Origin of the sequence: Saccharomonospora halophila 8, from assembly GCF_000383775.1 — a bacterium.
In the GTDB taxonomy this organism is placed as follows: domain Bacteria; phylum Actinomycetota; class Actinomycetes; order Mycobacteriales; family Pseudonocardiaceae; genus Saccharomonospora; species Saccharomonospora halophila.
This window is the reverse complement of sequence record NZ_KB912586.1, coordinates 15,148-26,932: the sequence shown is the minus strand read 5'-3', so window position 1 is coordinate 26,932 and position 11,785 is coordinate 15,148. Positions and strand designations below refer to the sequence as shown.

Genomic DNA, 11,785 nt, shown 5'->3' with positions numbered 1-11,785 from the left:
TGAATGCGCGCCACCCGGAAGATCGCATGGCTCACCGGTCCGGCACTGGCCACCCGGCGACCACCTGACTCCGGGGCGCCCTCGACGGCGTCGTCGTTCGTCGTGCTCACCCGCCCAGTGTAGAACACCGCATATGGTTGCTCGGGCAAGTTTTATAGGTGGATCGGTTGACACGAGGAGGTCGTCCACGTCGTCGGGCATGAACCGGGGCGGGCGCGCGGTGCACCACAAGGTGTCGGCGGCGACCGTGGAGACCTCGGCCAGGATCTGGGCGGCCGAGTTGCCGCCACCCACGACCACCACCCGTCGCCCGCGGAACGGCTCCGGGGTGCGGTAGTCGACGGTGTGCCACTGCGTGCCCGCGAACTCCCCGCGGCCGGGGACGTCCGGTGTGAACGGCGCGGCCCAGGTGCCGGTGGCGCTGACGACCCCGCGTGCGTGCCAGGTGCCCCGGTCCGACTCCACCGCCAGGCCGTCCCCGGCGTCCCGCACGGAGCGCACCCGGACGGGCCGGTGGACGGGCAGGGCGTAGCGCCGCTCGTAGCGGGTGAGGTAGTCGACGACGTGGTCCGCCGTGGGGTAGGCCTCGCCGTCCTGCCGGGGCATCCACCAGCCGGGCAGCGGGCTGTGTTCGGCGGGGGAGAACAGCCGCAGCGACTCCCAGGCGTGCCGCCAGGCACCACCCGGGGCCTCGGCGGCGTCCAGGATGGCGAAGTCCAGCCCGGTGCGGCGCAGGAAGTAACCCGCGGCCAGGCCCGCCTGCCCGCCGCCGATCACGACCACGTCGGTGGTGCCGGTCATCGCATCCTTCCCTTCGCCGTGTCGGGATGCCGCCCGACCGGCGCGTGTTGCAAGACGCCGACGCGGACATGCAGGTCAGCGCGTCGCACACCCGAGTTCTGCAAGTTTTCTGCAAGTTTCTTGACTCGGCCGCGTCCGGTCCGCTGTCATACCCGCACCACCGGTGGCCGTTCCCAGCACACGAACACGAAAGGTTCGAGGATGTTCCCACGTGTCCTGGTCGCGGTCGCCCTGGTGGCCGCGCTGTTAACGGTTCCGTCACCCGGCGGTCCACCCCCGGCCGCGGCGGCGCCACCCGGGGAACGCGACGTGATCGCGCAGTTGTTCCAGTGGAACTGGGACAGCGTCGGCCGCGAGTGCCGCGACACGCTCGGCCCCGCCGGGTACGGGGCGGTGCAGGTGTCCCCGCCGTCCGAGCACGTCGTCCTCGGCGGCGAGGGCCACCCGTGGTGGCAGGACTACCAGCCGGTGTCCTACGAACTCGACAACCGGCGCGGCGACCGCGCCGCGTTCGCCGCCATGGTCGCCGACTACCACGACCGCTACGAGGTGCAGAACTGCGAACTGCTCAACCTCGCCGACCTGGACACCGGCGCCCCGTACGTCCGGGACCGGATCGGGGGCTACCTCAACGACCTGCTCTCGCTCGGGGTGGACGGGTTCCGCGTCGACGCGGCCAAGCACATGGCCGCAGGCGACGTCGCGGCCGTGCTCGACCGGCTGGACGGCCCCGCCTACATCTACCAGGAGGTGCTGCACGGCGCGGGCGAGCCGGTCACCCCGGACGAGTATCTCGGCAACGGCGACGTCTACGACGAGCGCTACGCCCGCGACCTCGCCCGGATCTTCGACTCCGAACGGTTGGCCTACCTGCGGGACTTCGGCACCGCCGTGCCGTCCGAGCAGGTGATCGCCGGGGTGGACAACCACGACAGCCAGCGCGGAGGCTCCACACTGTCCTTCCGCGACGGTGCACGCTTCTCGCTGGCGAACGCGTTCATGCTGGCCTGGCCGGTCGGCACGCCGCGGGTGATGAGCAGCTACAGCTTCACCGACTTCGACCAGGGCCCACCGTCCGACGTCGCGGGCGACACCCTCGACGCGGACTGTTCCTCGGCGGCCTGGCAGTGCGAGCACGCCTGGCAGCCGATCCGCAACATGGTCGGCTTCCACAACGAGGTCGGTGACGCGCCCGTGACGCGGTGGTGGGACAACGGCGGCGACACCATCGCCTTCGGCCGGGGAGACCGCGGCTACGTGGTGCTCAACGACGAGGCCGGGTCGGTCGGCGGCCGATGGTTCGCCACCGATCTGCCGCAGGGCACCTACTGCGACGTGCTGCACGGGGACCCGGTCGACGGCGGCTGCACCGGGCCGACCTATCAGGTCAACGCCGACGGCTGGTTCCGGGCCGACATCGGCGCACACGACGGTGTCGCCCTGCACACCGGGGCGCGGGTGACCGGCTGAGGCGAGCCGTTCGCCGGAGGTGGACCGGCGGCGTGGAGCACACCGCCCACGCTGGGTGGTGTTCCACGCCGCCGACCGCACGGGCGTGACCTACCGAAAGCAACACGGTCGTTCCCTGAACAGTGGCTTGTCCGGTGGGGGCCGGTGGCTGTTGGGTGTCTCCTGCCGCGGACACGACCGTCCGCGGCAGGAAACGACCGGAGGTCCCATGAGAGCGACACTCGCGACCACGGCGACCGTGGTGTTGGCGGCATCCATCCTCGGTGCGCCGACCGCTGCGGCGCACGAACAGTCCTTCGACGCCGTCTCGCCGCCGACGATGGAACAGCGGCAGGCGGAACTGGAATCCGCGCCCGACGGGCAGGCGAAGTGTGTCGACGGCACGGCGGCCGACACCTACGCCTGTGACGACGTCGAGATGGTGGACCACCTCTGGCTCGAGGACCTCGGGCTGAGCTTCGCCAACGACATGTGGGGTTGGACCGACCCGGAGACCCACCGGGACTACGCCCTCGTCGGTGGGGCCGAGGGCACCGTGTTCGTCGACATCAGCGACCCGGGCGAGGCGAGCGTGGTGGGGATGCTGCCGCGGCACGTCCCGACGTCGCAGCGCACCTCGTGGCGGGACATCAAGGTGTTCGACGACCACGCCTTCGTCGTCTCCGAACAGATCCCGCACGGGATGCAGGTGTTCGACCTGACCCGGCTGCGGGACGAACGCGGCACGTTCGACGCCGACGCGCACTACGCCGGGTTCGGCAAAGCGCACAACGTCGCCATCAACACCGACACCGGCTACGCCTACGCGGTCGGCACCTCGACGTGCGGGGGCGGGCTGCACATGGTCGACATCTCGGACCCGACCGCACCCGGCTTCGCGGGGTGCTTCGCCGGGCACGGCTACATCCACGACACCCAGTGCGTCACCTACCACGGCCCGGACGCGGACCACGCCGGCCGGGAGATCTGCGTGAACTCGAACGCCGCCGCGGACGGCAACTACGTGTCCGTGGTGGACGTGACGGACAAGCTCACCCCGACCGTGCTGGCGCGGATGTCCTACGACGACAACGCCTACAGCCACCAGGGGTGGTTCACCCCCGACCAGCGGCACTTCCTGCACGGTGACGAGCTGGACGAGCTCGACCACGGCAACAACACCCGCACCCGGATCTGGGACATGACCGACCTGGACGCCCCCCGGCACACCGGGTCGTTCGACAACGACACCACCTCGATCGACCACAACATCTACACCGAGCGGCAACTCGCGTTCGCCTCGAACTATACCTCGGGGCTGCGCGTCTACCACACCGGCAAGGTGGACGAGGGCGAGCTGAAGGAGGTCGGCCACTTCGACCTGTACCCGGAGAACGACAACGCCTCCTTCGAGGGCGGCACCTGGAGCAACTATCCGTACTTCAAGCGGGATGTCGTCGGGGTTTCCAGCATGGACCGCGGCCTGTTCGTACTGCGGGTGACCGACTGACGGACCGACGGACGGCCGGACCGGGAACGGTGCCGGTGAGGCCGGAGCCGGGGACCGTGTGGGCAGGGTCCCCGGCTCCGGCGTGTCGTCCGGTCAGGGCCGTGTCGGCCCGTCGTTTCAGAACGTGTGTTCCGGGCTCGGTGTCGTGGCGGACCCGGTGACGCCGAGGTCGACGCCCTTCGTCTCGCGCACCGCCGTGACCACGGCGAACGAGATCACCGACAGCAGCATGATGTAGACACCGATGGAGCCGGACCAGCCGGTCTTCTGCATCAGCAGTTCCGCGAGGGTCGGGGCGAACGCGCCGCCGAGGATGGCGCCGAAGGCGTAGCCGATGGACACCCCCGAGTAGCGCACCGGGGCGGGGAACATCTCCGCGTACAGCGCCGACATCGGCCCGTAGGACAGGCCGAGGCCGAGGGTGAGCACCAGGATCGCGCCGCCGAACGCCACGATGTGCCCGGTGTCGAGGAGCAGGAACAGCGGCAGCATCCACACGAACACGAACGCGTAGCCGATCTGGAACGTGCGCACCCGGCCGATCCGGTCGGACAGCGCGCCGCCGTAGAGGGTGGAGGCCAGCCACCCGACGGCGGCCAACACGGTCGCCACCAGCACCGACGACCGCGGTAAGCCGAGTGTCTGCGTGCCGTAGGAGAGGAAGTAGGCGATGACGAGGTAGCCCGCGGCGTTGTTCGCCACGAAGATCAGCGCGGTGAGCAGGACCTGCGTCGGGTTGCGCCGCATCAGGTCCCGCAGGGGTGCGGACGACGCTTTCCGGCGCCGCAGCATCTCCTGGAACACCGGGCTCTCCTCGACCGCCCGCCGGATGAGGTAGCCGAGGAGGACGAGCACGGCGGAGAACAGGAACGGGATCCGCCAGCCCCACGAATTGAACTGTTCCGTCGTGGTCACCGTCGTCAGCAGCCACAGCACGCCCGTGGCGAGGATCAGCCCGATGGGCACCCCGATCTGCGGATAGGCCCCGAACAGGCCCCGCCGCGTCACCGGGGCGTGTTCCACCGACATCAGCGCGGCGCCGCCCCACTCGCCGCCGGCCGAGAACCCCTGCACGATCCGCAGCAGGACCAGCACGAGCGGCGCGGCCACGCCGATGTCGCCGTAGGTGGGCAGCAGCCCGATGAGCGTCGTGGCGGCACCCATCGTCACCAGGGTGAACACCAGCATCTTCTTCCGGCCGAGCCGGTCCCCGAACCGGCCCGCGACGACCGCCCCGAGCGGACGGAACAGGAAGCTGATGCCGATCGTGGCCAGCGAGATCAGGTCGGCCAGGCCGGGGGAGTCGGCGCTGAGCGGGGAGAAGAACAGGGGAGCGAGCACCAGACTCGCGGCCTGGGCGTAGATGAAGAAGTCGTACCACTCGATCGAGGTTCCGGCGAGGGTGCTCGCGAGCACCTTGCGTTCCTCGGTGGACAGGCGCCGCCGGGGTGCGGCGGCGTGGGGCTCGGACATCGCGACTCCGTTGTCGGTCGGCACGCCGCGGTGGCGGCGTGGGTCGGTCCGTGACGCGGTGATCCTAGGTCGGCGGGGGCCGCGACGTAAGACGTCGACCGTGGTGGTCGCACCGGAGTGTCGGTGGTGTCGCTGCTCGACCCGGACACCGGCGAGGTGGTCCGGACCGCGGTCACCGACGACGACGGCCGTGCGGAGTTCGGCGAGATGCCGGTCGGCCTGTACCGGCCTGCGGTGTACGGCCCGTGGCGGTTCGCCGAGGTCGACGACCGCGAACCCGTCGTGCGGGTGTCCACCTGGCACGACGGTGCGGCGCAGTCGCTCGCGGTCGTGCCCGGACCGGACAAGCCCCTTCCCGGTGAAGGGGGCGACGGCGGGGAGAACCCGATCACGGAGGAGCCGCCGGAGCCGTCCCTGGAAGACCCCCCCGCCGCAGGGCAACAGCACCGGACTCGCGTCCACCGGGGTGAACGCCGTCACGCTCGGTGGTGCGGGACTCGCCGCCCTCCTGGCCGGCGCCGGTGCCGTGCTGCTGACCCGGCGCCGCCGTGCCCGGGCGTAGGTCGCCCGGCCATGACACGGGGAGGGCCGTCGATCCGGGCGGCCCTCCCCGGCACCCCGGGAGACGTCGGAACCTGCCGCCGGAGGGGCCGGTCCCGACTTTCGGCGGTTGTCCGCGTGTGGTCCGCACCACCAGCCTGATCCCATGGGGAAGATACGCAGAGTGTTCATCGGACTCGCGGGAGTGGCCCTGCTGGGTGCCACCGCCGTGCCGGCGAATGCCTCCGACACCGACAGTGGAATCTACGAGGTGGACGGCACGGACGCCGCCCAGCGCACCCAGCTGGTGCGCGCCGGGGTGGACGTGCTCGGCGTGGCCGACGGCACGGTCACCCTGGTCGCCACCCCCGAACAGGCGCGCAAGCTGCGGGCCGACGGGATCGACCTGGACCGCACCGGGGACCTCGACCGTGCGCTCGCCGACCGCAACCCGGACACGGACCTGCGCGCGGCCGCCGACGAGTTCCCGGCCGGGGACGAGGACTACCACACCTACACCGAACTGACCGACACGCTCACCACCGCCGAGGCCCAGCACGGCGACATCGCGAGCCTGTCCCGCGTGGGCGAGTCCTACGAGGGGCGCGCGCTGCACCTGATGAAGATCAGTGACAACGTGGCCGCCGACGAGGACGAACCCGAGGTGCTGTTCACCTGCAACCAGCACGCCCGGGAACACCTGACCACCGAGATGTGCCTGCACATCGTGGAGCGGTTCACCGACGACTACGGCAGCGACCCGGCGGTCACCGAGCTGGTGAACACCCGGGAGATCCTGGTCGTGCCGACCATGAACCCGGACGGTGCCGAGTACGACATCTCCGGCGGGCGGTACCAGGGTTGGCGCAAGAACCGGCAGGGCTGGGACGGCACCGACCTCAACCGCAACTGGGGCTACGAGTGGGGCTGCTGCGGCGGCTCCAGCGGCTGGCAGTTCAGCGACACCTACCGCGGGTCGTCGCCGTTCTCCGCACCGGAGACGGCGGCCGTGGCCGACTTCGTCGAGTCCCGGATCGTCGACGGTGAGCAGCAGATCACCGCGCACCTGGACTTCCACAGCTACTCCGAGCTGGTGCTGTGGCCGTACGGCTACACCTACGACGACACGGCCGAGGGCATGACCCGACAGGAGGCCGAGCGGTTCGCCGACGTCGGCACCCGCATGGCCGCCACCAACGGCTACACGCCGCAGCAGTCGAGCGACCTCTACATCACCGACGGTGGCATCAACGACTGGATGTGGGGCGAGCACGACATCTTCAGCTTCACCTTCGAGATGTACCCGGCGAGTGGCGGCGGGATGGACGGCTTCTACCCGCCGGACGAGGTGATCGACCGCGAGACCACCCGCAACGACGACGCCGTGGACATCCTCCTCACCGAAGCGGGCATCTGACCCCACCGGGGGCGGTCGTCACCGGGTGGGGTGACGACCGCCCCCGGTGGGGATGCCCCACGAAAGAGGAGAGGACAACGCAGGACATCCGGTCCGCCCAGGCTGGGGTGCAGCTCGGCGGCCTTCGGCGACCCACTTCGGTGCTTTTACCGCTCGTCTTCATCCGTCGGCACAAGTGTGAAACTCGGCGCTCCCCACAACGGTGAGACAGCTCGCAGATGTCGATGATCGAAACTGAGGATACGCGTGGTCTCATAGCGCGCGGCGATGACGACCAGCGAGGCGTCAGTAATACCGAGGGAGAGGTCCCGGTACCTGTCGATCAGTCCGAGAGCAGTCGCCACGTCCCCGGCGTCGTACTCGACGAGCTGGAATGCGCCGTTGGCGACATCGTCGAGAAACTCTCGTGCGGCGCCATCGCCCAGACGGGTTGCGAGCATGTAATCACACTCGGCGAGCACGAACGGTGACAGGAGCAGGTTCTCATTGTTGTTGCGGAGCAGCCTGGCTACTGTGGCGTGTTCGGGATGGGCCTCATCTCTCGAAGCCAACACCCCACCCGTGTCAACGACGATCATCAGCCCCGAAGCCTCGGGCGAGTTCCTCGTCGATCTCTTCGGCAGTCAACGGCTTTTCGCTCCGGTATCCCCCGATCCGCGGTCGGGGCGTCCGCGGTCCCTCGCTGTCCTCCGCAGGGCTCATGACGGCGATAACTCTGCCGCGCTCGGTGATCTCAAGAGACTTGCCAGCTCGAACCTGCGCCAGATAGCGGCTGGTGTGATGGCTGAGCTCGCGGATACCGACAGACTCCATAGCCGAATGTTACCACGAATGTGGTGACACGATGCTTCGAGCATGTCGACTGTCATGGGGACACCGGTTCACCGGAGTCGGTGACCGGATGGTGGGGTGGCAGGGGATACTGTGGGTGACGGCCACGCACGGCGTGGCGATCCACGGTGTTTTCGTCGTATTCAGGGGAGGTTGTGCGTGTCCGCGCAGACCGAAACGCGCGAGTTCCAGGCCGAGGCGCGTCAGCTGCTGGAGCTGATGGTGAACTCGATCTACTCGAACAAGGACATCTTCCTGCGGGAGCTCATCTCGAACGCCTCCGACGCCCTGGACAAGCTCCGGCTGGAGGCGTTCCGGGACAAGAGCCTGGACGTCGACACCGACGACCTGCACATCGCCCTGGAGACCGACCCCGAGCGGCGCACCCTCACGGTCCGCGACGACGGCATCGGCATGTCCCGCGACGAGGTCGTCGAGCTGATCGGCACGATCGCGAAGTCGGGCACCGGCGAGATGATCCGCAAGCTGCGTGAGGCCGAGGACAGCGCGGCGGCGAACGAACTGATCGGGCAGTTCGGCGTCGGCTTCTACTCCAGCTTCATGGTGGCCGACAAGGTCACCCTGCTCACCCGCAAGGCCGGGGAGACCGAGGGCACGCACTGGGAGTCGGACGGTTCCGGCACCTACACCCTGGACACGGTGCCGCAGGCGCCGCAGGGAACCGCGGTCACCCTGCACCTCAAGCCGGCCGACGACGAGGACAAGCTGCACGACTACACCTCCGAGCACACGCTGGGGGAAATCGTGCGGCGCTACTCCGACTTCGTCACCTGGCCGATCCGGATGCGCGTGGAGCGCACCAGCGAGGAGGACGGCGGCACCACGCGCCAGTGGGAGACGATCAACTCCCGCAAGGCGCTGTGGACCAAGTCGAAGGACGAGGCCACCGACGAGGAGTACGCCGAGTTCTACAAGCACATCAGCCACGACTTCCTCGACCCCCTGCGGACCGTCCCGGTCAAGGCGGAGGGCACCTTCGAGTACCAGGCGCTGCTGTTCCTGCCCGCCCGCGCGCCGATGGACCTGCACATGCGCGACGCCAAGCGCGGGGTGCAGCTCTACGTCAAGCGCGTGTTCATCATGGACAACTGCGACGCGCTGATGCCCGACTACCTGCGGTTCGTCAAGGGTGTGGTGGACGCGCAGGACCTCTCGCTCAACGTCTCCCGCGAGATCCTGCAGCAGGACCGCCAGATCGGGATGATGCGGCGCCGCCTGGTCAAGCGGGTGCTGTCCTCGGTGAAGGCCATGATGGACGAGGACCGGGGGAGCTACGACACGTTCTGGGGCGAGTTCGGCCGCGTGGTCAAGGAGGGCCTGGTCGAGGACCCGGACAACCAGGAGGCGATCCTGGACATCGCCTCGTTCGCCTCCACCCACGACGCCGACCAGCTCACCACCCTGCGCTCCTACGTCGACCGGATTCCCGAGGACCAGGAGCACATCTACTACCTCACCGGCGCCTCCCGGCAGGTCATCGAGAACTCCCCGCACATGGAGGCGTTCCGGGACAAGGGCATCGAGGTGCTGATCCTCGACGACCCGATCGACGAGTTCTGGGTCGACCGCGTCGGCGAGTACGCGGGCAAGACCTTCCAGAGCATCGCCAAGGGCCAGGTCGACCTCGGGGAGGACTCCGAGGACTCGGAGGACGGCGAGGACACGGCCAAGGCCACCGACGCCGAGGGCAACGACTTCGCCGCGCTGTGCGAGTGGATGGGCGACAAGCTCGGCGAGCACGTCAAGCAGGTGCGGCTGTCCAGCAGGCTCACCACCTCCCCGGCCTGCCTGGTGGGCGAGACCTACGACATCACCCCGGCGCTGGCGAAGCTGTACCAGCAGGCGGGTCAGGAGCTCCCGGTGAGCAAGCGCACCCTGGAGCTGAACCCGTCGCACCCGCTGGTCACCCGGCTGCGCACGGCGCACGAGCAGGGTGCGGACACCGACGACGCGAAGCTCGTCGGCACCGCGGAGCTGCTGCACGGCATGGCCCTGCTGGCCGAGGGCGGCGAACTCGCCGACCCGCAGCGCTTCAACAGCCTGCTCGCCGACACCCTGGCCGACACGCTGTGAGGGATCCGGGGTCGGCACAGCCCTCGCGGTAGTGCCGACCCCGGATGTACTTCGTCTACCGGGTCGCCCGGTATTGTTACCTGTCGCGATATACGTGCTAGCACACTGCGACATGAGGACTTTGTACCTGCGAAATGTGCCGGACGAGGTGGTGGAGCGATTGGAGCGTTTGGCTGCACAGGACGCCGTCTGTCGGCGCTGTCGCGGTACGGGAGCTTGCTGCGGTGTCCCGCCGGGCGGACAACCCCGCTCTCCTCGATACTCTTCCTGATCTGGACGTGGATACGACCACGATTCTCGACGACCTGGATGCTGGACGAGCTGACCGGTGATCGTGGTTGACGCTTCAGCGGCGCTCTCGGCACTGTTCAGGAACGGTCCCGCTCGCCGCGCTCTAGGTGAGCAACAGCTCCACGTGCCCCATCTCATCGATGCCGAGATCGCGAGCGCACTGCGGCGTCGAGTCGCTGCTGGGCAAGTGGAGGCAGCTGCCGCCTGGAACGCCTTGCGGGTATGGCAGCGGCTCGGGGTGATGCGTTACGCGACGCTTCCGCTACTTCATCGGGTATGGGAGCTACGGGACAATGCTTCTGCGTGCGATGCCTCTTACGTCGCCCTCGCGGAATTCCTCGACTGCGGTCTGCTGACCGCCGATGCGCGCCTCGCACGGGCACCGGGAACTCGCTGTGTGATCAGTGTGGTCCCCCATTGACGGGTTGAGCATGCGGCGCCGGTTCCGGGGTCGTCAGGGGATCCGGAAGCCCCGGAACGTGACCGGTCCGCGTGTGGTGAAACCGAGTCGTCGGTAGAGGGCGATCGCGCCGGTGTTCGTCTCGGTTGCGTGCAGGAAGGGGCGCTCGCCGCGCGCGGTGATCCGGGCGACCAGCGCCTCGACCAGGACCGCGGCGTGGCCGCGCCCGCGTGCCTCGGGGGCCGTGCAGACGGCGCTGATCTCGGTCCACCCCGGCGGGCGGAGCCGCTCGCCCGCCATCGCCACCAGCGTGCCGTTGTCCCGGACGCCGAGATAGGTACCGAGTTCGTGGGTGCGGGGTTGGAAGGGTCCCGGTCGGGTCCGGGTGACCAGGTCGAGCATCTCGGGGACGTCGTCCGCGCCGAGTTCGACCACACCACTGTCGACCACACCACTGTCGGCCTCGGACGCGGACGGTGCGGCCGGGCCGGTGTCGGGCAGGATCATCTGGCGGCCGTCGAGCGTGAAGACCGGTTCCCAGTCCGGGGGCGGTGTCGCCGGGTGGCTGAACAGGTCGGCGAGTCCGCCCCGGCCGAGCAGGTGGGCGAGCTCGGCCCAGTCGTCCGGCTTCGGCTCGGCGGGCAGTGTCGTGAAGGTCGCGACGTCCGGCAGGTAGGTCGCGGCCCGTCCGAGTCGCCGGGCGAGGTGTGCGTGGTGACCGCGCAGTGACCCGCCCACCGGGTCGTCGAGTGCGGCGGTGTCGCGGTTCACCATGGTGCGTGTTCCTCCCTGGGGTTCGGTGCCGTCGATGTTCCGCACGGCACGGCGGTGCGGCCCGGTCGGGGTGTCGGGTGACCCGGGAGCGGGTAGGCGGCCGGTCGTGCGGATCCTGACGGTCGGCCACGGTACCGCGAGCGGCGACGAGCTGGTCCGGCTGCTGCGCGGGGCGGGGGTGCGGCGGTTGGTGGACGTGCGCACC

The 11,785-nt window shown here is 69.3% G+C and carries 10 protein-coding genes; 5 read left to right on the top strand and 5 right to left on the bottom strand.

Going from position 1 to position 11,785, the window contains the following annotated elements:
* Window positions 1-801: FAD-dependent oxidoreductase (locus SACHA_RS23065; protein WP_157601767.1), on the bottom strand; the 801-nt coding region annotated here is incomplete at its 3' end.
* Window positions 802-1,002: 201 nt separating this feature from the next.
* Here SACHA_RS23065 and SACHA_RS0118565 point away from each other — a divergent pair.
* Together SACHA_RS0118565 and SACHA_RS0118560 are read left to right on the top strand one after the other, a co-directional pair.
* The gene (locus tag SACHA_RS0118565) at window positions 1,003-2,271 is read left to right on the top strand and encodes an alpha-amylase (RefSeq protein ID WP_019812175.1); all 1,269 of its coding nucleotides are present in this window, start codon (window positions 1,003-1,005) and stop codon (window positions 2,269-2,271) included.
* Window positions 2,272-2,479: 208 nt separating this feature from the next.
* Complete coding sequence (locus SACHA_RS0118560) at window positions 2,480-3,760, top strand: choice-of-anchor B family protein (RefSeq protein WP_028663334.1); 1,281 nt, start codon at window positions 2,480-2,482, stop codon at window positions 3,758-3,760.
* 117 nt (window positions 3,761-3,877) lie between these two features.
* On the opposite strand, the gene SACHA_RS23060 is transcribed toward SACHA_RS0118560, so the two are convergent.
* Window positions 3,878-5,233 carry an MFS transporter gene (locus tag SACHA_RS23060; RefSeq protein ID WP_051110283.1) on the bottom strand — a complete coding sequence of 452 codons (1,356 nt, stop codon included), beginning with the start codon at window positions 5,231-5,233 and terminating at the stop codon, window positions 3,878-3,880.
* 706 nt (window positions 5,234-5,939) lie between these two features.
* On the opposite strand from SACHA_RS23060, the gene SACHA_RS0118545 reads away from it, so the two are divergent.
* Window positions 5,940-7,190, top strand: coding sequence for a M14 family metallopeptidase (locus tag SACHA_RS0118545; RefSeq protein ID WP_028663333.1), 1,251 nt, complete (start codon window positions 5,940-5,942; stop codon window positions 7,188-7,190).
* Between the two features lie 146 nt (window positions 7,191-7,336).
* Here the strand turns inward: SACHA_RS0118545 and SACHA_RS0118540 are convergent, their stop codons facing one another.
* Complete coding sequence (locus tag SACHA_RS0118540) at window positions 7,337-7,768, bottom strand: type II toxin-antitoxin system VapC family toxin (protein WP_019812170.1); 432 nt, start codon at window positions 7,766-7,768, stop codon at window positions 7,337-7,339.
* Complete coding sequence (locus SACHA_RS24175; RefSeq protein ID WP_083935912.1) at window positions 7,755-8,003, bottom strand: type II toxin-antitoxin system Phd/YefM family antitoxin; 249 nt, start codon at window positions 8,001-8,003, stop codon at window positions 7,755-7,757. The genes SACHA_RS0118540 and SACHA_RS24175 overlap by 14 nt, the downstream gene beginning before the upstream one ends.
* A gap of 177 nt (window positions 8,004-8,180) precedes the next feature.
* On the opposite strand from SACHA_RS24175, the gene htpG reads away from it, so the two are divergent.
* Both htpG and SACHA_RS26685 read left to right on the top strand, forming a co-directional pair.
* Entirely contained in the window at window positions 8,181-10,115 is a 1,935-nt protein-coding gene (gene htpG / locus SACHA_RS0118535; RefSeq protein ID WP_019812169.1) for a molecular chaperone HtpG, read from the top strand.
* A 328-nt stretch (window positions 10,116-10,443) separates the two neighbouring features.
* Window positions 10,444-10,827, top strand: coding sequence for a type II toxin-antitoxin system VapC family toxin (locus tag SACHA_RS26685; protein ID WP_083935911.1), 384 nt, complete (start codon window positions 10,444-10,446; stop codon window positions 10,825-10,827).
* Between the two features lie 33 nt (window positions 10,828-10,860).
* Here SACHA_RS26685 and SACHA_RS0118530 read toward each other — a convergent pair whose 3' ends face one another.
* Window positions 10,861-11,580, bottom strand: coding sequence for a GNAT family N-acetyltransferase (locus tag SACHA_RS0118530; RefSeq protein ID WP_028663359.1), 720 nt, complete (start codon window positions 11,578-11,580; stop codon window positions 10,861-10,863).
* Between the last annotated feature and the right edge of the window lie 205 nt (window positions 11,581-11,785).

Bases quoted from the DNA above. Each gene is read 5' to 3' on its own strand.
- SACHA_RS0118565 (WP_019812175.1), top strand. From the start codon at position 1,003: ATGTTCCCACGTGTCCTGGTCGCGGTCGCCCTGGTGGCCGCGCTGTTA.
- SACHA_RS0118560 (WP_028663334.1), top strand. From the start codon at position 2,480: ATGAGAGCGACACTCGCGACCACGGCGACCGTGGTGTTGGCGGCATCC.
- SACHA_RS23060 (WP_051110283.1), bottom strand. From the start codon at position 5,233: ATGTCCGAGCCCCACGCCGCCGCACCCCGGCGGCGCCTGTCCACCGAG.
- SACHA_RS0118545 (WP_028663333.1), top strand. From the start codon at position 5,940: ATGGGGAAGATACGCAGAGTGTTCATCGGACTCGCGGGAGTGGCCCTG.
- SACHA_RS0118540 (WP_019812170.1), bottom strand. From the start codon at position 7,768: ATGATCGTCGTTGACACGGGTGGGGTGTTGGCTTCGAGAGATGAGGCC.
- SACHA_RS24175 (WP_083935912.1), bottom strand. From the start codon at position 8,003: ATGGAGTCTGTCGGTATCCGCGAGCTCAGCCATCACACCAGCCGCTAT.
- SACHA_RS0118530 (WP_028663359.1), bottom strand. From the start codon at position 11,580: ATGGTGAACCGCGACACCGCCGCACTCGACGACCCGGTGGGCGGGTCA.